The organism is Microbacterium sp. B19(2022) (genome assembly GCF_012030385.1).
Classification (GTDB): domain Bacteria; phylum Actinomycetota; class Actinomycetes; order Actinomycetales; family Microbacteriaceae; genus Microbacterium; species Microbacterium oxydans_B.
The window spans coordinates 158643-183282 of sequence record NZ_JAAUVO010000008.1; the positions used below are offsets into that span (position 1 = coordinate 158643).

The window sequence follows — 24640 nt, forward strand, 5'->3', positions numbered from 1 at the left end:
GCGCCTCACAGCGAAGGACGCCACCCCGCGCGATAGGCTCGCGGGGTGGCGTCCTTCTCTTTCGGCACCGGCAACGCGGCCAAACTGCTCCGGATCCCGCTGTATGCCGTCGGACGCATCGGTACGCTCCTCCTCCCGCGAGGTCGGCGGTGGGTGTTCGGCTGCGGCGCCGGGATCGGTGACGGTGCGCTCGCGTTGCAGCAGCACGCCGCAGCGGCCGGCCATGACACGCTCTGGCTCACTTCCTCCGATCGTGAAGACCGCGAGGCGGCCGCCCACGGCATCCGGTTCGTCCGCAAGAGCGGTCTGCGCGGCTGGTGGGCGACAGCCAGAGCCGGCGTGCTGGTGGTCACTCACGGCCTGGGAGATGTCAACCGCTATGCGAACGGCGGCGCGTTCGTCGTCCAGCTCTGGCACGGCATCCCGCTGAAGCGGATCGGGCTGGACTCACCGGCGACGACCGAGGTGCCGAACGTTCCCGGTGCACCGTTGCTGCGTCGCGCGATCGCGGTGCTCTACCGCGCCGCCGCGCAGCGGATCCGCGTGCTACCCGCCGCGTCCCATCGCGCGAGGGGCAGGCTGGAGTCCGCATTCGGTCTCGGCGATCACCGGGTCGTCGTGACCGGTGAGCCTCGCGTCGATGTCCTCTCCGCGAATTCGCGAGAGGAACGACGCAGCGCCGCATCCGAACTTCTCCGTCGGGCTGTCGGCGACATCCCCGGGTCGGCACGCACGGTCCTTTACGCCCCCACGTGGCGGGACGGCGCTCCCGACCCGGCCGTGCCGTCCGCTGCGGAGTGGATTCAGATCATCCGCCTCCTCGAAGCGCAGGATGCCGTTCTCCTCGTGCGCTCGCACCCGTTGGGCGCCGGCGGCTACGCGCCTCCGCTGCCGAGCAGGCGGGTCCGCGCTCTGGGGTCGTCCGTGATCGCCGATGTGACCCCGGTGCTGGCAGCAGTGGACGTGCTCGTCACCGACTACTCCTCCCTCGCGTATGACGTCGGTCTGTTGCCGGTGCCGGTGCTGTTCCTGGCGCCCGATGCGCAGCAGTACGCGCGGACACGCGGCTTCTACGGCGGGTATGAAGAGGTCGCGGGTAACGATGCGGCCGCGGACTGGCCCGGGCTGCTCGTGCAACTCGAGCATCTGCTCGCCGACCGTCGCGTGTACGACGCGGCGTCCGAGCGGTCCGCTACGCTCAGCGCGGGGATGCACGCGTATCGAGACGGATGCAACACCGAGCGCGTCTATGACGTGATCCGCGCACGGGGGATTCCCGCGCCGAAGGGAGCAGTATGACAACGGCCCGCATCGACGACGCGGCACAGGCGCTGGTCGTCGCAGGGACCGGGGAGCGACCGGCGGATGCGGCGCTGGTCGGACCGCGCGCTCGGGTCGAGGCCCGCATCAGTGGCGGTGGCAAGACGTGGAAGGCCACGTTCCCGCTCGAGGCCTCGCGCTGGGGAGGACCGTCGCTCCCGCTGCCGACCGGAACGTACGAACTGCGGATCTCGGGTGCCGACCTGCAGGAGTTGAGGATCGATCCGGTCGTCCTGACCGGCGTGCGCATCGCCGTCGACGGCGGCACCGTGCGCATCGCCGCGCCGATCGAGCCCGTGTATGAGACGGCGGAGGGCAGGTCGACGCTCGAGGAGCGCTACGTCGCTCAGAGCGGCGGCACCGAGAACGCGGTCTTCTTCGAGAGCTTCTACGGCCGCAGCGTCGGCTGCAATCCGCGCGCGATCGACCGCGAGCTCGCGGTTCGTGCTCCGCACGTGCGGCGCTACTGGAGCGTCGTCGACCTCTCGGTCGAGGTTCCGGAGGGCGCGATCGCCGTCGTCGAGGGGAGCCCCCAGTGGTGGCATGCGCGGGGAGCGGCCCGTCTGCTCGTCGTGAACGACTGGTTGCGGCGTCGCTTCGCCCGCAAACCGGGACAGAAGGTTCTGCAGACCTGGCATGGCACCCCGCTGAAGCGGCTCGCGCTGCACCGGCCGGGCTTCGATCCGCGACGCATGGCGGCCGTGGTCAAGGAATCCCGCCGCTGGGACGTCCTCCTGGCCCAGAACACCTATTCGGAGCGCATTCTGCGGAAGGCATACGCGTTCTTCGGGCGACCGATCTGGGTGGACGGCTATCCCCGGAACGACACGCTGATCTCCGGGGACGCCGCCGCGATCCGCCGCTCTCTGGGCATCGGTGCCGAGGAGAGGGTGCTCCTGTATGCCCCGACCTGGCGAGACGACCGCACGGAGATGGTCGACTTCGTCGACCCCGAACTCCTGGCTCGCCAGGCCAACGCCGTGGTGCTCGTGCGCGGTCATTCCCGCACCCTGGAGCAGGGCCGCGACCGTGACGGCGCGCGTGTCATCGACGTGACGGGGTATCCGGAGACCGCACGGCTGCTGCTCGCCGCCGACGCGCTGATCACCGACTACTCCTCGGTGATGTTCGATTTCAGCGTCACGGGCAAGCCGATGTACTTCCTGGTGCCCGACCTCGATCACTACCGCGGACAGCTGCGCGGCTTCTACTTCGACCTCGCCGAACGTGCACCCGGGCCCCTGGTGCGCACGCAACAAGAGCTCACCGCTGCCCTCGATGACGCGGGTCACGAAGCCGCATTCGCCGAGCGGTATGCGGCGTGGCGCCGACAGTTCAACCCCCGTGACGACGGCCACGCTGCTCAGCGTGTCGTCGACCGCATCCTCGATCTCGGCTTCGTCACGCTCTGACGTCGCCGTCGTCGCCGCCGGATCGGGTCAGGGAAGCGGTGTGTTGCGAGTGCCGAGGCGTGAGGCATCGACGGTGTCGCGTGCTCCGCGGAGCACGCCCCCGATGAAGCCGATGCCCCAGGAGACATGCATGGTCGGCAGCACGAGCATTGTCCACAGCCGCTGGCGTACGCCGCCGCCGCCGGGCGTGAGAGCGACGCCCAGCACCAGGAGCAGGTAGAGCGCGAGCGGTACGTAAACGATGAGGGAGACGACCAGCGAGACCGCGCCACTGAGCACTCCGGTGAGCTGAAGAATCCCCGTCACGAGGGCGAGCACGGCCAGCAGCACGAGCGCGGGCGGAGCGAAGTAGCGGATGCCGTTGCGGCGACCGAAGCGACGCACGAGCTCGCCGCGCCAAGCACCGGTCGCGCGGAACTGACGTGCCAGACGTATCCAGCTCTCACGGGGCCAGTAGGTGACGGACAGCTCGGGGTCGAACCAGACGCGGTGGCCCGCCTGACGGATGCGAAGGTTGAGCTCCCAGTCCTCGCCCCGCCGGATCGACTCGTCGAACAGGCCGACCTCGTCCAGCACCTCGCGCCGCATGACGCCGAGATAGGCGGACTCGGCCTCGCCCTCCTGGGAGCTGCCGTGATACGCGCCTCCGCCGAGTCCGACGGGGGAGTTGTACAGGCGGGCGACGGCCTTCTGGAACGGTGTGCGTCCCTCGGCGTGCATGACGCCGCCCACGTTGGCCGAATCGGTGCGTTCCAGAGTCTGAAGCGCCCGGGCGGCGTAGCCGGCCGAGAGCTCGGAGTGTGCGTCGACGCGAACGATCGTCGAATAGCGGCTCGCGCGGATCGCGGCGTTGAGTCCGACGGGGATGTGCGCCGCGGGGTTGTCGACCAGCCGGATGCGCTCGTCGTTCTCCGCCAGACGCTGAGCGAGTTCGGTCGTGCCGTCGTTCGACGGCCCGAGCGCGAGGACGAGCTCGGTGGGGACATCGACGTCCTGAGCGAGTACGGATTCGATCGCGTGCTCGAGATAGGCGCGCTCGTTGAGCACCGGCATCACGAAGGACACCCCGGGCAGGGGAGCGGCTGTTTCGTCGGCTGGCACATGACGATCATGTCACGGTGGCTCCCGGTGATCCTGAGCAGGACGCGGACTATCGCCCTTCCGGCGATGGATCCGTCCCCAGACGCCGGACGATGCCGCCTCGACGAACTATTCTGGAGGGATGGGTGCACTGTCTGATGCGAAGAAGGCGTACCGACTGCTGACGCGGGCGCTCGCATCCCGCACCGCCGTGCAACGCGTGCGTCGACGGCTTTCCGAACGCGAACCGCTCCCGACCGACCACTTCCAGGTGGCGGTGTACTTCGCCGACGGTGCCGTGAACATGTACCAGATGCGTCAGTGGTACCGCCCGCTCGCCGAACTCGCGAAGCGGTGGCCCGTCGTCGTGCTCTCACGACAGGCGACCGGCACCGAGAGGCTGCTCGAGGAGGATTCCCCTCCTGTCGCTTTCGTGCCGAAGGTCCGCGACCTCGAACGGTTCATCGCGACGCAGGACATCCGCGTGGTGCTGTACGTGAACCAGAACACCCGTAACTTCCAGATGTTCCGCTACGGCCGGCGGTGGCACGTGTTCATCAACCACGGCGAGTCCGACAAGATGTACATGACCACGAATCAGTACAAGGCGTACGACTACGCCTTCGTGGCCGGTCAGGCTGCGCGAGATCGGCTGTCGCGCACGCTGTGGGATTACGACGTGGACCGCCGCACCATCGAGATCGGCCGGCCGCAGGCGGATCACTATTCGGGAACGCTCCCGTTCGTGCCGGATGCGCGGACCGTCGTGCTCTACGCGCCCACCTGGGAGGGTGACCGGCCGAGCGCTCATTACGGCTCGATCGCCACGCATGGTGAAGTCCTCGTGACGCGACTGCTGGCGACCGGTGCGCATCGGGTGATCTACCGTCCCCATCCCCGCAGCGGGGTCGTGGACGAGGCCTACGGTGCCGCCCACCGGCGGATCATCGCGGCGATCAACGCCGCGAATGCGGCGGACCCGACCGCGCAGCACGTCTACGACCATGCGCCGGAGCTCGGGTGGCAGCTGACGGTGGCCGACGTCGCGATCGTCGACATCTCCGCGATGGTCTACGACCGTCTCGCCGCGGGGAAGCCGCTGATGATCACGCGTCCGACCGACGAACGTGCCTCCATCGACACGCAGGGCTATCTGGCTGATTGCGAATGGCTGACAGCCGAGGCGGCGAACGACATCGTCGCCGAGGTCGAACGGGTGCGAGCCGACGAGGCTGCCACCGCTCGTCTGCGCATGTGGGTGCAGCACTACTTCGGCGACACGACGCAGGGAGTGGCGACCGAGAAGTTCCACGCGGCGGTCGACTGGCTCATGCAGGAGTGGGAGCGGTGGCAGGCTCACGAGGTGGGGGCGATCCGCGAGGACGAGGACGACGACGACGAGGAAGTCGACGACGAGGAAGTATGAGCATGGACTTCCCGCTGGCGCACACGATCGTCCCTCGTCTGGAGGTTCTGGCGCGAACCGGGTCGACGAACGCCGACCTTCGTGCGCACGCGGAGGACGCCGTCGGCTGGCCGCACCTGTCGACCATCGTGACGCGGGACCAGACCGCAGGGCGGGGTCGTCTCGACCGCAGCTGGGTCGCCCCGGAGGGCGCGGCGCTCGCCGTCTCCGTTCTTCTGCGCACCCTTCCTCTCGACCAGGCGGCACGGGGCTGGGTGCCTCTCGCCGCGGGCGTGGCGATGGCCGAAGCGGTTGGGGCGCAGCTGCCGGAACACGACGTCAGGGTGAAATGGCCGAATGACGTGCTGGTCGACGGCCGCAAGATCTGCGGCATCCTCGCTGAGGCCACGGCGGATGCCGTGGTCGTCGGCGCCGGTGTGAACACGGCGATGACCGCCGCGCAGCTTCCGGTGCCGACCGCAACGTCGTTCGCGGCCCTCGACGTCGGCGTCGACGAGGATCGGCTCCTGACCGCCTATCTGACCGCGCTGGATGACCTGCTGTCGGCGCTCGTCTCGACGGGCGATGCGGGCACGAGCGGGCTGCATGCGTCGGCAACCGCCCGGTGCGCGACGATCGGACAGTCGGTCCGGGTGTCGCTGCCGGCCGGTCGGATGCTGGAGGGCGTGGCCACAGCGCTCGATCCGGAGGGGCGCCTGCTGGTGTCCGTCGACGGCGAGCAGCAGGCGATTTCCGCCGGCGATGTCGTTCACGTCCGCCCTGCCGGAAACTGACACGCCGTCGTCCAGACGGCGATGTCGGCGATCACAGGCACAATGGTGGTGTGACCCAGCCTGTGACGCTCGGCGGGCGGCCCCTGATGCCGCCGCCCGGTACGCCTTCGGAGGAGTTGCTGATCGCGCGCTTCCGGAGCCACGCACGTCGGCTGTTCTGGTCGGCGCTCGTGCTCATCGCGACCTTCGGTGCGACCGCATACTTCTACGGCAACCTTCCCGCCGGTCTCGAGGACTGGATGCTGCTCACCGCAGCCGGGCTCCTGGTCGTCCTCGCGGTCGTGATCCCTTTCGTGATCTGGTATTCGCGGAGCACCACGGTCACGACCCGGCGGGTCATCGCGCACCATGGCATCGGCGCTCGTGGGCGCCGCGAGATGTCGCACGCTCGCGGCTACACGATCGCGGTTCGCCGCGGCCCGCTGCAGCGGCTGTGGGGCTCGGGCAACATCACTCTCTCGAACGGCGTCGACGCGCCGCTCCGACTCGCGAACGTCCCGAATGTGACCCTCGTGCACGAGACGCTCGCCGACCAGATCGAGGTTGGCCAGATTCTGGCGCATCGCGATGCGCAGGCCGTCGGGGACGAACCGCACCCGTCGTGAGCTCGCTGCTCGCCGCACGGCGGGCCTTCGTCCGCTGACTCGGAGCGTGTCGATTCCGCCCGTCCCGGTGCGCGAGAATGGGTGCAGACGAATGGAGACGGCACATGGCGCTGCGTGTTGGTGTGATCGGCGGAGGACAGCTGGCCCGAATGATGATCGCACCCGCGGTGGAGCTCGGTCTCGACCTGCGAGTGCTCGCCGAGGGCGAGGGGATGTCCGCCGCTCTCGCGGCCACCGCGGTCGGTGACTATCGCGATCTCGACACGGTGCGCGCTTTCGCCGCGGATGTCGACGTCGTGACGTTCGACCACGAGCATGTCCCGCAGGACGTCCTGCGGGCGCTCGTCGCCGATGGCGTCGTCGTGCATCCGGGGCCCGATGCCCTGCAGTTCGCGCAGGACAAGCTCGTCATGCGGGCCCGTCTGGCCGAACTCGGCGTGCCGCAGCCGGACTGGGCTCCCGTGCGCAGCGTGGCGGCGCTGCAGGACTTCCTCGATGCGCACGGCGGTGCGGGAGTCGTCAAGACACCCCGCGGCGGATACGACGGCAAGGGCGTGCGGGTCGTCCGTGCCGCCTCCGAGGCGCAGGACTGGCTCGATGCGCTGGCCGGAGATGACGCACTTCTCGTCGAAGAGCTCGTTCCGTTCGTGCGCGAACTCGCCCAGCAGGTGGCGCGCCGCCCGAGCGGGCAGATCGTCGCGTACCCCGTGGTCGAGACCGTGCAGCGCGACGGAGTGTGCGCCGAGGTCATCGCCCCGGCGCCCGCCGCCGCGGACCGCCTCGTGGAGGTCGCCGAGGCGATCGGTCGCACGATCGCCGAGGGGCTCGGTGTCACGGGCATGCTCGCCGTGGAGCTGTTCGAGACCGACGACGAGCGCATCCTCGTCAACGAGCTCGCCATGCGCCCGCACAACAGCGGGCACTGGAGCCAGGACGGCGCCGTCACCGGACAGTTCGAGCAGCACGTGCGGGCGGTCGCCGATCTGCCGCTGGGAAGTACCGCGCCCCGCTCCGCCTGGTCCGTGATGGTGAACATCCTCGGCGGTCCGGAGGAGGGCACGCTCGAAGAGCGCTTCGGTGCGGCGATGGCCGCGCACCCGCAGGCGAAGATCCACACGTACGGCAAGGCGCCGCGGCCCGGCCGGAAGGTCGGTCATGTGAACGTCGTCGATGACGACCTCGACGATGCCGTGTACGTGGCGCGGGCCACCGCCGCGCACTTCGACTGAACAGAGCCCGCTCTCGGCGCCGTGGGGCGCGAAACATGCGCCCGAACAGGCGCGGCGTTCGGGGTTTCTCCCAGCGGCAGACCGTAGCCTGATCTGGTGACCGAGCCACTGCACTCCTCCGCCGTTCCTCTTGTCGGCGTCGTCATGGGATCCGACTCCGATTGGCGCGTGATGAGCGACGCCTCCGCGGCACTCACCGAGTTCGGCATCCCGCACGAGGTCGAAGTCGTCTCGGCGCACCGCACCCCCGACAAGCTCATGTCATACGCGCGTGACGCGCGCTCCCGAGGTGTCCGCGTCATCATCGCGGGCGCCGGGGGAGCAGCGCATCTTCCGGGGATGCTCGCTTCGATGACCCCGCTTCCCGTCGTGGGCGTCCCGGTGCCGCTCGCCTACCTCGACGGCATGGACTCGCTGCTCTCGATCGTGCAGATGCCTGCCGGGATCCCCGTCGCCACCGTGTCCATCGGCGGCGCCCGCAACGCAGGACTCCTGGCCGCTCGCATCCTCGGGACGGCAGACCCCGACATCGCCGACCGGGTCGAGGCCTTCGCGCGCGAGCTGGAGGCCCTGGTCGAGCAGAAGAACGAACGGCTGAAGGGGTCACTGTGACCCTTGCGCCTCCGCGCGCATCAGGGCGCCCACTGATCGAGACCCGGCCGCTGCGGCACCCGGATGTCTCCGATCCGGGCACGATGGCGAAGCGCGGCTGGTGGCTCGTCGCGATGAATCTCCTGCTGCCGGGCTCGGCGCAGGTGCTCGCCGGCAATCGTCGACTCGGTCGTTTCGGCCTCGGTGCGACTCTCATCGCCTGGTTCCTGGCGATCGTCGCCCTCGGCCTCGCGCTGTTCGCGCGCCCTGTCCTGCTGTGGATCACGATCGGCGGCGGATTCTTCTCGGCCGCCGTCCTCACGATCGTGCAGGTGCTCATCGTCGGATACGTCGTGCTCTGGATCGTGTTGACGTTCGACGCGCTGCGGCTCGTGCGCCTCGTGAAGGTTCCCGGACTGTCCCGCATGGCCATCCCCGTCGTCGCCCTGGTGCTCTTGGGGCTCGTCGGTGGGGGAGCCGCGTATGCGGCGACCGCGGTGGGCTCGGTGCGCAATACGCTCGGTTCGATCTTCGGGCAGAGCGGCCCGAGCGTGGAGCCGAGCGACGGGTACTACAACATCCTGCTGCTCGGCGCCGACAGCGGCGACGGCCGCGACTCGATGCGTTTCGACAGCATCTCGGTCGTGTCGGTCAATGCCGAGACCGGCGCTGTGACCATCACCGGCATCCCGCGCGAACTCCCGAACGCCCCGTTCAGCGAGGGTAGCCCGATGCAGGAGCTCTATCCGAACGGCTTCGAAGGGCACAGCTCATCGACGTGCGGCTGGAACGGGTGGATGAACCATGTGCGCAACGCGGCCGAGGTGTGCCGCGAAGACGGGGGAGCAGGGCTCTATCCCGACGCTGTCGCCCACGGCTCCGACCCGGGGATCGAGGCGACCAAGGACGCAGCGGAGGGGGTACTCGGCATCGAGATCCCGTACTACGTGTTCGTGGACATGCACGGCTTCGCGGAGCTCGTCGATGCTCTGGGCGGTGTGGAGATCGATGTCACCGAGCGCCTTCCGAAGGGCGGACCGCCCGAGGGCTGGACGGGCACCGATGTGAACGAATGGGCCATCGGCTGGATCGAGCCGGGTACGCAGCGGATGAACGGCGACACGGCTCAGTGGTACGCCCGATCCCGCTACACGACCAGCGACTGGGATCGCATGAAGCGTCAGCGTGAGCTCCAGGAGGCGATCCTCGCCCAGTTCACACCGCAGACCGTGCTCACGCGGTTCAACGAGGTGGCGGCGGCGGGTACGGCGCTGATCAGCACCGATCTGCCCTCGGACAAGCTGCCGGAGTTCTTCGACCTGATGCTCAAGGCGAAGGAGCAGCAGGTCACGTCGATCGAGCTCACGCCCGACTTCGGCGTGGACGAACATGAGCCGGACTACAGGTCCATCCACGACCTGATCGCTACGTCGCTGCATCCCCCGACGCAGACGCCGAGCCCCGCTCCCTGACGACGTTAGTCCGCGTCGACCGGAGATGGTGGCGGGCAGTCCGCCGGCCACGAGTGCGCGACAAAGCCCACGGCCCTCCCGTCCCAGAAGGGGCGGGCCGTGGGCTTCCGGTGGGTGCCACCGGATGCACCAGACGACGGTGATCGGAGGGGGAGGGATCACCGTCGTCCAGTCGACCACCGCGCGAGGCGGCAGCCGGACCTAGGCGCGCTTGCGGCGAGACGCTCCGACCGCGACGAGGGCGCCACCGGCGACGAGCGCCGCGGCGCCGCCTCCGAGGACCCACGGCGAGACGCTTCCGCCGGTGAGGGCGAGTTCGAATCCGTCGCCCGTGAGCGGCATCTCCGCGCCTGCCGGTGCGACCCCAGGATCGTGGTCGCACGTCGAAGCTGCATCGTGACCGTGCGCGACGGTGATCGTCGCGGTGTACGAGCGCGAGCCGCCGAAGGAGACGGCGTAGGAGCCCTCACCATCGGAGGGCGGGCGGAACGTGAGCGTCAGACTGCCGTCGGTCGCGGCGGTGTTGCCCGAGACGGCGGCATTTCCGGCGTTGAGGCCGGAGACGGAGACATTCACGTTCTCGGACGGCAGGAAGTATCCCGGTCCGAACACGATGGTCGAGACTTCGCAGATGTCGATGACCGGGTCGCCGACCTTGACGCCGGGAGGCGTCGTGTACGAATCGGTGGACGCGGCCGGAACAGTCGACGGCGCAGCGGATGCGACGGCGGGCGCAATGAACACGAGCGCGCCGGCGGTAAGGCTGATGGCAGCCAGTTTTTTCAGCATGATTTCTCCCCAGAATTTCACGCGGAATCGCATCCGGATACACCCCTGCATCCGACTGCGTGGAGTCGTCTTGCCCCCACGGCAAGATTGCAGACTCCAGATATTCCCCAGTGGCTCAACGCTACCTTATCGAGCGCGGAATGTCACGTTGCGCAGTTCAGCGGTTTCCGTGCGGTTTCCGGAGCCTCGATGAGCGGGGTGTGCCGCACTTCCGTGAATCGCTCTCCGGCGCCCGTGCCCTCGAACTCGACCGTGATCGTCGTCGATTCGCCGGGGGCAAGGGAGACCTCGTGCTGCACGACGGAACGATCGCCGAGCATGGCCGTCTGCACGCCTTCCTCCTCGCCGTCGCGGTCGACATGGGCGGGCGTCGCGCCCTCGGGCCCGTATACCGCGATCAGCGTGCGCACCGTGCCGGCGGGGACGCCGTAGAAACCGTCGGCCGTGACATAGGCGGGCAGCGAGGTCGCGGCGTCCGCCGGGGCCGTATTCGTCCACGTGACGCGCACCTGCGTGGTCGGAGCGCCCTGGCACGTGCCGACCGACGTCGTGATGGATGCACGGGTGTAGTAGTCCATCTTCCCGCCGGTGGTGTCGTTCATCAGCACACCCACGTAGGTCGCGTCGTCGCTGTCCGTGGGGATCGTGCCGCCCAGTTCGGAGGCTGCGAGCACGGCCTCCTCCTCCGGGTGTGCGCTCCAGATGCGGATCCGACTCTCGTCCGCCGATGTGGCCAGTGCCCCGATGAGAGCCCGGGGGTCGCCGCCGGACAGCGCGGCGCTGAACAGGCCGCCCGCCGCCTGCGCGAAGATCGCGTCCTGTGCGGCGGGATCGGGGACGGCTGCATAGATCTGGGACAGCAGGATGTCCGTCACGGTGTCCGCTGTGGCCGTGAAGGGTCCGAAAGCGAGGTCTCCGGTCGCCTTCATGAGGTGCTCCGCGACGACGGCGTCCACGGCGATGACGCCGTCGACGGTCCCGCCGAAGCGACCCGTCCACCGGGCCGCGATGATCTCGCCCGCCTCGGCGAAGTCCGGGATGGCGGTGATGTTCTGGAGGTAGCGACCGGGGCGGTCGTCGAACAGGGCGATCGTGGACTCGCTGAGCGGCAGAGCGGTGTCCAGCGGCGGGAAGTCCCGGGTCGACGCCTGTCTCTGCAGCGTGATCGTGCCGTTCTCCGCATGCAACAGAGCGATCGAGCCGATGATCCCGCCGGAGGAGCGCAACTCGGCGTTGTTCTGCATGGCCAGGACATAGTTGCGCGGGCCTTCGCCGCCGAGCATCGTCGGGAGCAGGACAGAGGCACCGTGCAGGGAGCCGACCGCTGTCGCTGCCCCGGTCACCGCGGATCGCAGTTCACGTACGGCGTCGGCGAGGGGTGGCAGGGTCGCGTCCGCATCGATGCGCTTGGCCTGCTGCTCCGCAGCGGTGAGGGCGGTGCTCGCTGTCCCGAGCGGCTTCTGGATCTCGGCGAAAGGGGCGAGGTCGATCGTGCCGCCTTTGACGCCCAGGCCCGCCAGATCGAGTCCGCCGGCCACATCGAGCAACGGCGTGAGCGCGTCGGTCGAGACGTCGTTCGCGATCTCGGCGATCTCGCTCACCGCCCGGAAGTTCGGTCCGAGCCACGGCACAACGCCGAATGCCTGCCAGACGGGGTCCGAGGTGAGGTCGTCGGCGGATGCCGCGTTGCGCGCGATGCTCCCGGAGATCCGCTCCGCCTCTTCGAGGTCGCCCGAGGCGATCGATGCCTTCAGTTGCGTGGCGCCCTTGGCGACCTGCTGAAGGTCGTTGACCGCGCCGATCCCGCGGATCGCCACCCAGCCGACCGCGATGAGAAGAATCGACAGCAGAACGCCGACGGTCCACCCGATCCATCGGCGTCGGACGGGAAGACGACCATCGCTCACTCGAGCATTCAAGCACGAACCGCTGGGGCGGCGGTGGGCGAAAACTGTGGGAACGCTGACATTGTCGCGGCGCGGGTGGTGCGCTCCACGGGGGAGCTGCGCGGCGAGGATAGCCTGATCGCATGGGTGCTCGGCTGCGTGTTGTTCTGGATCAGCTCGTGCATGTCGTCGACCCCGACCAGGCTTCCGCCTCGCTCGATCTCACGGTCGGCCTGATCGCGACGGCGCCTTCCGGGTGCACGGTGGACGCCATCGTTCCTGCGGGTGCGGAGGTGCCGGTCGCCGGTGTCGGCGAGGTGCGGACCCTCGGGCTCGGGCGTCGCGAGTTGGCCGCCTCCTGGCAGCTCGGGATCGCTCCGGGGGTCGGCGGAGGAATGATCCATTCGCCGACGCTGATGGCCCCGCTCGTGCGGCATGACCGCGTGCACGACAACCACCAGACCACGGTCACGCTGTGGGATCTGCGCGCCTGGGACGCACCGGAGCAGCTGTCCAAGAGCCTCGTCGCCTGGCAGCGCGGCATGCTCCGGCGGGCAGTGAAGCATGCCGATGCCGTGGTCGTGCCCTCGCATGCCGTCGCCGAGCGGCTGTCGGAACTCGCACGTCTCGGCGATCGCGTCCGCGTGGTGGCGGGTGCTCCGCCCCGTGGGTTCGCGGCGCCTGTCGACGCCGCCGAAAGGCGAGCCGCGTTATCGTTGCCCGCACACTATGTGGTGCTGGCGGGGTCGGCGGCCGATCTGCACGACGGTTTCCGCGGCGCTGTCGCAGCGGGGATCGATGCCGTCGTGCTGGGCGCGCCCGAAGGTGCGGAACCCCGTTACGCCGAGCTCGCCTCGGCCGCGGGGCTCCCCGAGCGTCGCGCGCATATCCGAGGTGTGTTGGATACCGCGGACCGTGCGGCCGTGCTGGCCGGGGCATCGGTGTTCGCCGCGACGAGCAGTTCTGCCGGGTGGCCATGGCGCGCGGTCGAGGCGATGGCCCTCGGGATCCCTGTCGTCGCGGTAGACAGCGGCTCGCACCGGGATGTCATCGCCGATGGCGGGAAGCTGGTCGCCGCCGACGAGATCGCGGACGCCATGGCGGAGGCGACGGATGCCGCGGCGGACCGGCTGCGCGTCCTGGCCGCGGATCGGTCCAGGGCCTTCTCGTGGGCGAGTTCGGCGGAGCGGCTCTGGGCTTTGCACGCCGACCTCTGAGGGCTGGGAGCCACCTGCACATCGGTGCGACACGCCGGGGTGCTGTGGCCAAAGAGGCGCAACAGTGGCATCATCCTGCAACTTCCGTCACACTGGTCACATGTCTCGACGTGCCCCACGCTCGCGAAACACCCTGAGGACTGCCCCACTCCTCACCTGTTTCCTCGCTGTCTCCGCCCTCGTTCTCGGAACGGTCGTTCCCGCCGCCGCTGCTCAGGCGACGGTCGCGTCACCCGTGGCGACAGTCGCGAACGCCTCCGCCGCCCCCGTCGATGCGGGGATCGCGAAGAGCAGCCTCACCGGTTTCACACCGGGAAACCTCATCAGCGACGCCGTGTTCACGAACAAGAGCACGATGACCGAGGCGCAGATCCAGACCTTCTTCAACGGCAAGGTCGCGCGCTGCCTGGGTGGCCGTGACGAGAACAACGAGGCGATCGTCTGCCTGAAGGACTTCCGGATGACCACGGTCACCCGCCCGGCAGACCAGTACTGCAGCGGATACACGGGCGCCGCGAACGAATCGGCCGCGCGCATCATCTACCGCGTCTCGCAGGCCTGCAACATCAACCCGCAGGTACTGATCGTGATGCTCCAGAAGGAGCAGGGGCTGATCACCCACACGTGGCCGAGCGCCTGGCGCTATCGGATCGCTCTCGGGCAGGGATGCCCGGACACCGCGCCGTGCGACCCGAACTTCATCGGCTTCTTCCACCAGATCTACGGCGCCGCCCGCCAGATGCAGATCTACATGGAAGGCAAGTGGTTCCAGTGGTATGCGCCGGGCAAGACCTGGAACATCCTCTACAACCCCAAGGCATCCTGCGGCTCCGCGCCGGTGTACGTCGCGAACAAGGCGACGTCGGCTCTCTACTACTACACGCCGTACCAGCCCAACGCGGCTGCCCTGCGCGCCGGCTACGGCGAGGGTGACGGATGCTCGGCCTACGGCAACCGGAACTTCTACAACTACTTCACCGACTGGTTCGGTCCGACGCGGACGCTGACCTTCACTGCGGGCAAGCCGCTCGTCAACGGCTACGTGATCCCCGGTCAGACCCTCACGGCGACGGGCGTCTTCACGCCCGCTGCCACCACGACGCTCTACCAGTGGTTCCGCAACGGGACAGCGATCCCCGGTGCCACCGGGCGGTCGTACAACCTGACCGTCGCCGACAGCGGCACGAAGCTCGAGGTCAAGCTGACGGCGAAGCGTGCCGGCTACGTCGATGCGACGGCACAGTCCGCCGCCTACACGGCGACGACGGTGAAGGTCGACCGGATCTCCGGGAACAGTCGAGAGCAGACCGCGGTCGAAGCCTCCCGCGCCGCATGGCCCACCGGGACCAGAACGGTCTTCCTCGCGACGAGCCTCGACTTCCCCGACGCCCTCTCGGCGGTGGCGGCGGCGAGCAAGGCGCAGGCATCGCTCCTGCTCACGACCCCGGGAGCCATCCCGGCGAACGTCGCGGCGGAGCTCAAGAGGCTCGCACCCACCCGGGTGGTCCTCGTCGGCGGGGTGGGCGTGATCTCGGACGCCGTGGCGGCGCAGACGAAGGCCGCGGTACCGGCTGCCAAGATCGAGCGGATCAGCGGCGCAGACCGTTACTCGACCTCGCGTGCCATCGTCGAGAGCTCCGGCGCGAGCGCCAACGTTCTCCTGGCGACCGGTGCGGACTTCCCGGATGCTCTCAGCGCGGCGGCCGCCGGTGGTGCAGGGCGCATTCCGGTGCTGCTCGTGGACGGACTCGCCAACAGCGCTGATGCCGCGACGATCGCGACGCTCCGCAAGATCGGCGCCGCGAACATCACGGTCGTGGGAGGCGCCGGAGTGGTCAAGGATTCGGTGGTCGCCCAGCTGCAGGGCCAGGGCTTCAAGATGAACCGGCTCTCCGGCACCGATCGATACCTGACGAACATCGCCGTGAACAACGCGTACTTCCCCTCGACGGCACTGCGTGTGCTCGTCGCCACGGGTGACGACTTCCCGGACGCCCTCACCGGATCGGCTCTCGCCGGCAGGCTCGGGGTCCCGCTCGTGCTCTCGCAGAGCACCTGCATGTTCCCCCAGGCGGCGGAGTTCCTGCGCACCAGGGGAGCGACGACCGTCACCCTGGTCGGCGGGACGGGGGTGCTCTCCGCGGAGGGCATCGGCCAGCTTCGTCGATGCTGAGATCGTCTGCGCGTGGGCAGCGCAGATCCTCAGAATGCCCCGGCTAGTATGAAGGCTGCTCCTTTCCCGGATGGAACACCTGTGACGATCAAACCCGATCCTTACGCCATCATCCCGCGAGCCGACTTCGACATCCCCGGCAAAAGCCATGGGCTCATCGACGTGGTGCGGTGGCGCTATCTGCTGAACCTTCTCGTCCGCACGGGCGTCACGACGCGGTACCGCAACTCGGTGCTCGGATGGACCTGGTCCTACGTGCGACCCGCGGCCCAGTTCCTCGTGTTCTGGGTGGTCCTCGGCATCTTCATGAAGCTCGACCACGGGATCCCGAACTACGCGGTCTACCTGTTCTCGGGGATCGTGGTGATCAACCTGTTCTCTGAGGGATTCAAGAACGCGACCACGTCGATCGTCGGCAACGCCCCGCTGGTGCGCAAGGTGTTCCTTCCGCGCCAGCTGTTCGCGGTCTCGGCCGTGATCGTCGCGTTCGTGCACTTCCTCCCGCAGGTCGGGCTGCTGCTGGTGGTCTGCCTCCTGATGGGATGGATCGCGCACATCTCGGTGCTGAGCATCCTCGCCGTGCTCGCGGGAATGATCATCGTCATGGTGTTCAGCCTCGGTCTCGGCCTCTTCTTCGGCGCCGTCAACGTGCGCTTCCGCGACGCCGAGAACATCGTGGAGCTGATGCTGCTGCTCGCCACGTGGGCGTCACCCGTGCTGTACGCGTGGATCATGGTGCAGGAGGCGGTCGTAGACCGGCTGCACTGGCCGTCGTGGCTCGTGGACCTGTACCTCCTCAATCCGATCACCCAGGGCGTGGAACTCTTCCATTACGCCTTCTGGCGTCCGGCGACCGAGGGCATGGTCTCGGCCGCCGGATACGCGGGTACGGAACTCGTCGCGCTTCCGCCGAACCTGGGCTGGAACACGCTGTGGACGTTCCTCATCGCCGTCGCCACCTTGCTGCTCGGGCAGTTCGTCTTCCGCCGCCTCGAGGGAAAGTTCGCACAGGACCTATGAGTGAACAGACGGCGATCAGGCCGAGCATCATCATCGACGACGTGCGCAAGCGGTTCACGCTCAACCACGCGTTCTCCCTCAAGGACACCGTCGTCGCCTGGATCAAGCGGCAGAAGCTCACCAGCCAGTTCGAAGCGCTGAAAGGCGTGGACCTCGTCATCGGCGAGGGGGAGTCCGTCGCCATCCTCGGGCTCAACGGATCGGGCAAGTCCACGCTTCTCAAGTTGGTCTCCGGCGTCATGGAGCCCGATGACGGACAGGTGCTGACCCGGGGTCGGGTCGCCGGTCTCATCGAGGTCGGCGCCGGCTTCCATCCCGAGCTCTCCGGACGCGAGAACGTCTTCCTCAACGCGGCGATCCTCGGGATGAAGCGCCACGAGATCGAGGCTCGCTATGACGAGATCGTGGCGTTCAGCGAGATCGAGCAGTTCATCGACCAGGAGGTCAAGCACTACTCCTCCGGGATGTTCATGCGGCTGGCCTTCTCGGTCGCGATCCACGTCGAGCTCGACGTGCTCCTCGTCGACGAGATCCTCTCCGTCGGCGATGCGCCGTTCCGGGAGAAGTGCCGACTCAAGTTCGAAGAGCTCATCGCCGCGGGCAAGACCCTCGTCGTCGTCAGCCACGACATGGAGATGGTCCGTGAGCTGTGCACCCGCGGCATCGTGATCAACAAGGGCGAGGTCATCTACGACGGTGAGGTCGAGGGCGCCATCGCTCTGGTGGACGCGTGAGCGACTGGATCGGCCAGATCCCTGCGCTGCTCGTCGCGGCCGCCCTTCTGATCGTCCCGGGGCTGCCCATCGGGCTCTGCCTTCGCGGCGTACAGGGAATCGTGCGCCTCGGTGTGGCGATCGCCGTCTCCCTCGGCGTTCTCGCTGCCGCGTCTCTCCTCGCACCGCTGCTGGGGATGCGCTGGGGACTGATCCCCGTGGCCGTGGTCACCGTCGTCATCTGGGTCGTCGCCGCGGCGCTCCGGTTCTTCGACCGGCGCGCGGTCGACACCGCACCCCGTGCGGGGAGGGGCGCATGGATCGCGCTCGCCGCGGCCGTTGTCGCCTGGATCGGCATCGTCGCCTTGGGCATCGGGGCTCCCGGCAACCCCTCCCAGCTCTATGACGGCCTGTTCCACCTGAACGCCGTCGAGTTCATCGCTGAGACCGGCGACGCCTCCCCGCTGCACATGACGATGGTGGTGCCCGGCGCCGCGACGTCGTTCTATCCCACCCTCTGGCACGCGCTGGTCAGTCTCGTCGTGCCGGCCGCGGGCAGCATCGTCGCGGCGACCAACGTGACCACCGTCGCGGTGATCGCGCTGGTGTGGCCCGTCGCCCTCGCCTGCCTGACCGCCGTGGCGTTCCCGTCCCGCCCGGCTGCCACCACGTGGGCTCCGCTCGTGGGTCTGGGCTTCAGCGTCTTCCCCCTCGGCTTCCTCAACTGGGGCGTCCTCTATCCCAACCTGCTCGGCACCGCGCTGATCCCGATCTTCCTCGCGGTCGTCCTGATCGCCTTCGCGCCGGCGCTCTCGTGGGCGGGGAGGACGCTGCGCATCCTCATCGCCCTCGCGGCCGCGGGTGCGGTCGCCCTCGCGCATCCCTCCGCACTTCTCGGCGCGGTGGTGCTGCTCGTGCCCTACCTCGTCTGGTTGGCGTGGCGCACAGCTCGCGCGGGCGGAACCACGACACGGGTCGTCGTCGCACTCTCGGTGGTTCTGGGGGCGGTCGCACTCGCCGTGGTCTGGATCGTGGCCAATGTGACGACGCACGAGTGGCTTCCCACCTCCTCTCTGGGGCAGGCTCTCGGCGAGGTCGCATTCCTCAGCCCGGTCGGCAGGTCGACGGGGCTCCTGCTCGGGCCGCTGGCGGCGATCGGTATCTGGCGCGTGGTGAAGGACCGGACGTGGTGGATCCTCGGGTCCTACGCCGTGAGCATCTTCTTCTTCCTGATGGCGACCTGGTTCCCGGTCGAATCGATCCGCAGTGTCTTCGTCGGCGTCTGGTACGACGACACGACCCGCGTCGGAGCGCTCATCGCGGTGTGGGGACTGCCGCTCGCCGCGCTCGGCGCGTCCGTCGTCGTCGAATGGATCCGAGGCTGGTGGCGGGCAGGACGCAGGGGCCTCGTGGTCGCTGTCGTCGCGATCGTCGCCGTCGCAGGGGCGACCCACCTCGTGGGACTTCGCAACGACGTGGGCTACATGCGCAGCGTGAGCTTCCAGTTCAGCGAGGCGTCGCAGGGGCTCTCACCCGACGAGGTGGCGCTGTTCGACGAGATCGACGACGAGTTGCCCGACGACGCCGTCGTGATCGGCGACCCGCTGACCGGAGCCGGCCTGTTGTTCGCATTCACCGGGCACGACGTGGTCTTCCCGCACGTGACCGGGCGCTACGGCGATGACGCGTCGACCCTGGCCAGGTACCTGGTGGAGGGCGGGCCCGCCGTGTGCGACGCGATCGACAGACTCGGCGTGACGCACGCCCTCGACTTCGGCGACCGCGTGCTGTTCGAGAACCACTACACGACCTTCGACGGCCTGCACGGCCTCGACGATTCCTCGATCCTCACCGAGGTGGACCGCGTCGGCGACGCCGTCCTCTACGAGGTCACGGGTTGTGAGTAGGGTGCTTCTCGTTCTCTGAGGCCTCGAGCAGGGCGATCTTGCGGGCCAGGAGGGTGAGCTGCCGCTGCTGGGCGACGTTGCGGCGGTACTGCGAGTACACGAACGCGAGGAACATCACGATCAGCGCGTAGAGCACGAGGTCGGTGCCGCGACCGACGCCGACGAGCTGCGCGAGCCAGCTCAGCCATTGCGGGAAGAGCACCGAGAGCACTGCGGCGATCACGAACAGGCCCATGAGCAGTCGACGGATCGCGAGGTGACTGTCTGCGCCCGTCCGGCGCATCATGAACACCGCGAGCACCACGATGGCTGAGATCAGGAGGATCTGGATCCACATGGCTACCTCACCACCAAGTCGACGAGGATGTTGACGGAGTTGAGCACGCTCTGGCCCTTCGCCTTCGAATAGTCCGTGTACAGGAGCTCCACCGGATACTCCTTCCAGGAGAGATGGGTTCGGCCGAGCTCCAGCACGATCTCGGTGGCATGCGCCATCCGGTCCTGTCGGAGATCGATCGCCGCTGCGGCGTCGCGTCGGATGACGCGGAGCCCGTTGTGGGCGTCGGTGAGCTTGAGGCTCGTGGTGAGATTGGTGACCCACACGGCCGTCTTGAGGATCACCTTCTTGATCCAACCGGGGTTCGTGCGGTCGTCGAGGAATCGGGATCCGAAGACGATGGCGACGTCTTCGTCGCGGGCGAGCTGCAGCATGCCGATAGCATCCTCGATGCGATGCTGGCCGTCGGCGTCGAAGGTCACGATGTACTCGCACTCCGGGTGCGCCAGCGCGAAGTCGAATCCGGTCTGCAGCGCCGCACCCTGGCCCAGGTTCACGGGATGCTGCACGAGCATGGCGCCCGCCTTCTCCGCCTCACGCGCGGATCCGTCTCGCGAGCCGTCGTCGACGCAGACGATGTGCGCGAAGAACGGTTTCAGGCTCTCCACCACGCCGCCGATCACGCTCGCCTCGTTGTAGAGGGGGATGACGACCCAGGCGCTGCGGTCGGGGGAGGGAGGCGCGGGGACGCTCGAGGACATGGTTCTATTGTGTCAGGTGTCCGAACGGACCTTCATCAACCGAGCTACAGGGGCAGGATGCCGAGGAGAAGACGGGTCGTCGTCGCGACGCGGCTGTACACGCCGGAAGTCACAGCCGCCAGCTTCCGGATGGACGCACTCGTCCGGGCTCTCGCACCCGACTCCGACGTCGTGGTGCTCACGACTCGGCCACCCCACGGGATGACGACCACCGATGCTCCGGGCGTCACCGTTCGGCGAGCCCGGGTCCTTCGCGATCGGACCGGAGCCATCCGCGGTTACGTGCAGTACCTCTCCTTCGACATCCCGTTGTTCTTCCGTCTGCTGCGGCATCGCGCCGACGTGATCGTCGCGGAGGCACCGCCCACGACCGGACTCGTCGCCGCGGTCGCCGCCCTGCTCACCGGACGCGTCCTGGTGTACTACCCGGGCGATGTCTGGACCGACGCGGTCGCGTCCATGGAGGCGCCTCGACCGGTGATCGCGGTCATGCGCGCCGTCGAGAGCTTCGTCCTGCGGCGCGCCGCATCCGCCATCGCCGTGTCGCCGGAGGTCGCCGAACGACTGGGAGACATCGGCGGCCGTCCCGAGCGCGTGATCAGCGTCGGCAACGGGATCGACACCGATGTCTTCTCGCCCGACGTGCCGGCCCCGTCGGCAGACGTCCCGTACTTCGTCTACACGGGAACCATGTCGGAGTGGCAGCAGCCTGAGGTGTTCATCCGTGCCCTGGCGGAGCTCTCCGAGGTCGACGTCCACATCCGGTTCTTCGGGCAGGGGTCGGTGGAACCGGAACTCAAGGTGCTCGCGGAGCGGATCGCACCGGGCCGCGTGCATTTCGGGGGACTCGTCGGACCCGCGGAGTCCGCCTCGTGGCTCAGAGGCGCAGTGGCGGCGCTCGTGAGCATCGTCCCCGGCATCGGCTACGACTTCGCGCGACCGACCAAGACGTATGCGGCCGCGGCGGTCGGCACGCCCGTGCTGTTCGCCGGCGCGGAGACCGGCGGAGAGGTCGTGCGCGCGGGAGGGCTCGGCGAAGCGGTCGGCTTCGACGCCCATGATGTCGCCGCTGCGATGCGGCGACTGCTCGCCGAGTGGGCGGACGGAACCACCGAGCACGCGCGGCCCGCACGCGTCGCCTGGGCCGTCGACAACGCGTCGTTGCGTACGGTGGGCGCCCGGGCTGCGGACGTCGTTCGCGGCGCGCGTCGAGGTTCGCGGCGCAGCGCCAAGTAGAATCTCGTCAGTGCTGCCAGTTCCCGGCGGCGTGCTAGGAGCCCCCGTGACTGAAACCTCTCGCGTGCGGATCGTCGAATCCGCAGATGTGTCCCCTGACGCCGTCATCGGCGACGGCTCTGCCGTCTGGCACCTCGCGCAGGTGCGCGAGGGCGTGCGGATGGGGGAGAACTGCATCGTCGGACGCGGCGCCTACATCGGCACCGGCGTCGAGATGGGCGACAACTGCAAGGTGCAGAACTACGCCCTCGTCTACGAACCCGCGAAGCTCGGCGACGGCGTGTTCATCGGACCCGCCGTGGTGCTCACCAACGACACCTACCCGCGGGCGATCAACCCCGACGGATCGATCAAGAGCGCACACGACTGGGAGCCGGTCGGCGTGACCATCGAGACGGGTGCGTCCATCGGCGCCAGAGCGACGTGCGTCGCTCCGGTGACGATCGGTGCCTGGGCGACGGTCGCCGCCGGTGCGGTGGTCGTCAAGGATGTCCCGGCATACGCGCTCGTCGTCGGCGTGCCGGCGCGGCGCATCGGATGGGTGGGCGAAGCAGGGATCCCGCTGAAGCCCGCCGACGACGCAGACATCTGGGTCTGCCCGAGCACCGGCGACAGATACATCGAATCAGAAGGCACATTGAGCAAGGAGACCGTGTGAGCGAGTTCATTCCCCCCGCGAAGCCCATCATCGGCGACGAAGAGCGGGAGGCCGTCGACCGAGTCCTGCGCAGCGGCATGGTCGCTCAGGGCCCCGAGGTCGCCGCGTTCGAGCAGGAGTTCTCGGCGCACTTCGTGCCCGGTCGCCCCTCCGTCGCGGTGAACTCCGGCACCGCGGGCCTGCACCTCGGCCTGCTGGCGGCCGGCGTCGGTGCCGGTGACGAGGTCATCGTGCCGTCGTTCACGTTCGCCGCCACGGGGAACTCCGTCGCCCTCACCGGTGGTACGCCGGTCTTCGTCGACATCGAGCCCGACACGTTCTCGCTCGACCCCGAGGCGGTCGCGGCCGCGATCACACCGAAGACCAAGGGCATCCTCCCCGTGCACCTGTACGGCCACCCGGCCCGCATGCGGGAGCTGGAGGCCCTCGCCGCCGAGCGCGGGATCGCGCTGTACGAGGACGCGGCTCAGGCCCACGGCGCCTCGCTCGACGGACGCCCGGTGGGCTCGTTCGGCGACTTCGCCATGTTCAGCCTCTACCCGACGAAGAACATGACCAGCGGCGAGGGGGGCATGGTCACCACGGCGACCGACGAACTCGCACGCCAGGTGAAGCTCCTGCGCAACCAGGGCATGGAGCGTCAGTACGAGAACGAGGTCATCGGCTTCAACGCCCGCATGACGGACATCCACGCCGCGATCGGACGCGTGCAGCTGACCAAGGTCGATGCCTGGACGAAGACCCGGCAGTCCAACGCCGCGTTCCTCGACGCCAATCTCGAGGGCGTCATCGTGCCTCCGGTCGCGGACGGCGCCGTGCACGTCTACCACCAGTACACGATCCGTGTTCCCGAGGACCGCGACGGTTTCGTCGCCGCGCTCAAGAACGAATACAACGTCGGCGCCGGGGTCTACTACCCGATCCCGAACCACCGGCTGCCTTCGCTGACGCACTTCGCTCCGGGGCTCGACCTGCCGGAGACCGAACGCGCCGCCCGCGAGGTGGCCTCCCTGCCGGTCCACCCGTCGCTGACCCAGGACGATCTCGAACGCATCGTCGCCGCCGTCAACGCGATCGCAAAGGCGGGTGCGTGATGACTCTGCGCGCTGGCCTGCTCGGCGTGGGGATGATGGGGCGTCACCACGCACGCGTCCTCCGGGAGATCGACGGCGTCGAACTGGTGGCGATCGCCGATCCCGGGGGCGACCCGCACGGCGTCGCCGGAGATCTCCAGATCCTCCCCGACATCGAAGCACTGATCGCCACGGGCATCGACATCGCCGTGGTCGCGGTCCCGACGCGATTCCATGAGGATGCAGCCCTGAAGCTGGCCGCCGCGGGTGTGCACACCCTGGTGGAGAAGCCGATCGCGCACAGCGTCGAGGCCGGCCAGCGCATGGTCGACGCCTTCGCATCAGCCGGTCTCGTGGGGGCCGTCGGTCACATAGAGCGTTTCAACCCCGCTGTCCAGGAACTCCGGCGCCGCATCGAAGCCGGCGAACTCGGAGCCGTGTACCAGGTCGTCACGCGCCGGCAGGGGCCGTTCCCCTCGCGCATCGCCGATGTCGGTGTCGCGAAGGACCTGGCATCGCACGACGTCGACCTCACGGCGTGGGTCGTGCAGAGCGACTACGAGCGCATCTTCGCGCAGACGGCGTTCAAGAGCGGCCGCGAGCATGAAGACATGATCACCATCACAGGACGCACGGCGTCGGGCGTCATCGTCAACAACATCGTGAACTGGCTGAGCCCGATGAAGGAGCGGCTGACGGTCGTGACGGGGGAGAAGGGTGCGTTCCTCGCCGACACGTCCACCGGCGACCTGACCTTCTACGCGAACGGCACGATCCCGCTGGAGTGGGAGTCCGTCTCGTCGTTCCGCGGGGTCTCCGAAGGCGATGTCACCCGTTTCGCCTTCGCGAAGCGCGAACCGCTGCGCGTCGAGCACGAGGCGTTCCGCGACGCCGTCCTCGGCCAGCGCACCGACGTGGTCACCATGGAGCAGGGCCTTCGCACGCTGGTGGTCGTCGAAGCCGCGCTCGAGTCCGCACGTGACGGCGACTCCGTGAGGCTGTGAGTCGTCGAACCATGGCTC

Annotated in this window: 22 protein-coding genes; 17 read left to right on the forward strand and 5 right to left on the reverse strand. The window is 68.5% G+C overall.

The features are described from left to right. Positions 1 to 45 precede the first annotated feature (45 nt). Together HCX50_RS09475 and HCX50_RS09480 are read left to right on the forward strand one after the other, a co-directional pair. Positions 46 to 1299 carry a CDP-glycerol glycerophosphotransferase family protein gene (locus HCX50_RS09475; protein ID WP_167634014.1) on the forward strand — a complete coding sequence of 418 codons (1254 nt, stop codon included), beginning with the start codon at positions 46 to 48 and terminating at the stop codon, positions 1297 to 1299. Continuing rightward, positions 1296 to 2732: a CDP-glycerol glycerophosphotransferase family protein gene (locus HCX50_RS09480; protein WP_091034057.1), complete on the forward strand. Its 1437-nt coding sequence runs from the start codon at positions 1296 to 1298 to the stop codon at positions 2730 to 2732. The genes HCX50_RS09475 and HCX50_RS09480 overlap by 4 nt, the downstream gene beginning before the upstream one ends. Before the next feature lie 27 nt (positions 2733 to 2759). Here the strand turns inward: HCX50_RS09480 and HCX50_RS09485 are convergent, their stop codons facing one another. Continuing rightward, positions 2760 to 3833 (reverse strand): glycosyltransferase family 2 protein, encoded by a 1074-nt coding sequence (locus HCX50_RS09485; protein ID WP_279627354.1) that lies wholly within the window; start codon positions 3831 to 3833, stop codon positions 2760 to 2762. Positions 3834 to 3954: 121 nt separating this feature from the next. On the opposite strand from HCX50_RS09485, the gene HCX50_RS09490 reads away from it, so the two are divergent. The 6 genes from HCX50_RS09490 to HCX50_RS09515 all read left to right on the forward strand — a co-directional run bounded on the left by HCX50_RS09490 (position 3955) and on the right by HCX50_RS09515 (position 9908). Then, positions 3955 to 5238, forward strand: a complete 1284-nt coding sequence (locus HCX50_RS09490; protein WP_167634016.1) for a CDP-glycerol glycerophosphotransferase family protein — start codon at positions 3955 to 3957, stop codon at positions 5236 to 5238. After that, on the forward strand, positions 5235 to 6011 hold the full coding sequence (locus HCX50_RS09495) for a biotin--[acetyl-CoA-carboxylase] ligase (RefSeq protein ID WP_237682425.1): 777 nt from the start codon (positions 5235 to 5237) through the stop codon (positions 6009 to 6011). The genes HCX50_RS09490 and HCX50_RS09495 overlap by 4 nt, the downstream gene beginning before the upstream one ends. 86 nt (positions 6012 to 6097) lie before the next feature. Then, the gene (locus tag HCX50_RS09500; protein ID WP_091034537.1) at positions 6098 to 6616 is read left to right on the forward strand and encodes a PH domain-containing protein; all 519 of its coding nucleotides are present in this window, start codon (positions 6098 to 6100) and stop codon (positions 6614 to 6616) included. Between the two features lie 104 nt (positions 6617 to 6720). Beyond that, positions 6721 to 7845 (forward strand): 5-(carboxyamino)imidazole ribonucleotide synthase, encoded by a 1125-nt coding sequence (locus HCX50_RS09505; protein ID WP_167634018.1) that lies wholly within the window; start codon positions 6721 to 6723, stop codon positions 7843 to 7845. A gap of 144 nt (positions 7846 to 7989) precedes the next feature. Next, positions 7990 to 8457, forward strand: a complete 468-nt coding sequence (purE, locus tag HCX50_RS09510; RefSeq protein ID WP_091034535.1) for a 5-(carboxyamino)imidazole ribonucleotide mutase — start codon at positions 7990 to 7992, stop codon at positions 8455 to 8457. Then, a complete protein-coding gene (locus tag HCX50_RS09515; protein WP_167634020.1) occupies positions 8454 to 9908 on the forward strand; it encodes an LCP family glycopolymer transferase in 1455 nt (484 codons plus the stop codon). The genes purE and HCX50_RS09515 overlap by 4 nt, the downstream gene beginning before the upstream one ends. 201 nt (positions 9909 to 10109) lie before the next feature. Here HCX50_RS09515 and HCX50_RS09520 read toward each other — a convergent pair whose 3' ends face one another. Together HCX50_RS09520 and HCX50_RS09525 are read right to left on the reverse strand one after the other, a co-directional pair. Beyond that, complete coding sequence (locus HCX50_RS09520) at positions 10110 to 10697, reverse strand: hypothetical protein (protein WP_167634022.1); 588 nt, start codon at positions 10695 to 10697, stop codon at positions 10110 to 10112. A 143-nt stretch (positions 10698 to 10840) separates the two neighbouring features. Further along, positions 10841 to 12604: a DUF4012 domain-containing protein gene (locus tag HCX50_RS09525; protein ID WP_167634024.1), complete on the reverse strand. Its 1764-nt coding sequence runs from the start codon at positions 12602 to 12604 to the stop codon at positions 10841 to 10843. A gap of 122 nt (positions 12605 to 12726) precedes the next feature. Between HCX50_RS09525 and HCX50_RS09530 the strand changes: the two genes are divergently transcribed. From HCX50_RS09530 to HCX50_RS09550, 5 genes are all read left to right on the forward strand, one after another. After that, complete coding sequence (locus HCX50_RS09530; protein WP_167634026.1) at positions 12727 to 13800, forward strand: glycosyltransferase; 1074 nt, start codon at positions 12727 to 12729, stop codon at positions 13798 to 13800. A gap of 100 nt (positions 13801 to 13900) precedes the next feature. After that, positions 13901 to 15973, forward strand: coding sequence for a cell wall-binding repeat-containing protein (locus HCX50_RS09535; protein WP_091034037.1), 2073 nt, complete (start codon positions 13901 to 13903; stop codon positions 15971 to 15973). A gap of 81 nt (positions 15974 to 16054) precedes the next feature. Next, positions 16055 to 16993 carry an ABC transporter permease gene (locus tag HCX50_RS09540; protein ID WP_244176001.1) on the forward strand — a complete coding sequence of 313 codons (939 nt, stop codon included), beginning with the start codon at positions 16055 to 16057 and terminating at the stop codon, positions 16991 to 16993. After that, positions 16990 to 17727, forward strand: a complete 738-nt coding sequence (locus tag HCX50_RS09545) for an ABC transporter ATP-binding protein (protein WP_091034031.1) — start codon at positions 16990 to 16992, stop codon at positions 17725 to 17727. Before HCX50_RS09540 ends, HCX50_RS09545 begins: the two co-directional genes overlap by 4 nt. Continuing rightward, complete coding sequence (locus tag HCX50_RS09550) at positions 17724 to 19613, forward strand: DUF6541 family protein (protein WP_167634028.1); 1890 nt, start codon at positions 17724 to 17726, stop codon at positions 19611 to 19613. The genes HCX50_RS09545 and HCX50_RS09550 overlap by 4 nt, the downstream gene beginning before the upstream one ends. Here the strand turns inward: HCX50_RS09550 and HCX50_RS09555 are convergent. Both HCX50_RS09555 and HCX50_RS09560 read right to left on the reverse strand, forming a co-directional pair. Further along, entirely contained in the window at positions 19597 to 19950 is a 354-nt protein-coding gene (locus HCX50_RS09555; protein ID WP_029262010.1) for a DUF2304 domain-containing protein, read from the reverse strand. The genes HCX50_RS09550 and HCX50_RS09555 overlap by 17 nt on opposite strands. Positions 19951 to 19952: 2 nt before the next feature. Next, on the reverse strand, positions 19953 to 20651 hold the full coding sequence (locus tag HCX50_RS09560) for a glycosyltransferase family 2 protein (protein ID WP_091034025.1): 699 nt from the start codon (positions 20649 to 20651) through the stop codon (positions 19953 to 19955). Positions 20652 to 20708: 57 nt separating this feature from the next. Between HCX50_RS09560 and HCX50_RS09565 the strand changes: the two genes are divergently transcribed. Genes HCX50_RS09565 through HCX50_RS09580 form a run of 4 tightly spaced genes read left to right on the forward strand, consistent with a single transcriptional unit; the run spans position 20709 to position 24622 of the window. Beyond that, positions 20709 to 21887: a glycosyltransferase family 4 protein gene (locus HCX50_RS09565; RefSeq protein WP_091034023.1), complete on the forward strand. Its 1179-nt coding sequence runs from the start codon at positions 20709 to 20711 to the stop codon at positions 21885 to 21887. Between the two features lie 46 nt (positions 21888 to 21933). Beyond that, a complete protein-coding gene (locus HCX50_RS09570; RefSeq protein ID WP_036303408.1) occupies positions 21934 to 22545 on the forward strand; it encodes an acyltransferase in 612 nt (203 codons plus the stop codon). Then, on the forward strand, positions 22542 to 23639 hold the full coding sequence (locus HCX50_RS09575) for a DegT/DnrJ/EryC1/StrS family aminotransferase (protein ID WP_091034020.1): 1098 nt from the start codon (positions 22542 to 22544) through the stop codon (positions 23637 to 23639). The genes HCX50_RS09570 and HCX50_RS09575 overlap by 4 nt, the downstream gene beginning before the upstream one ends. Beyond that, complete coding sequence (locus tag HCX50_RS09580; RefSeq protein WP_208617662.1) at positions 23636 to 24622, forward strand: Gfo/Idh/MocA family protein; 987 nt, start codon at positions 23636 to 23638, stop codon at positions 24620 to 24622. The genes HCX50_RS09575 and HCX50_RS09580 overlap by 4 nt, the downstream gene beginning before the upstream one ends. The last annotated feature ends 18 nt before the right edge of the window (positions 24623 to 24640 follow it).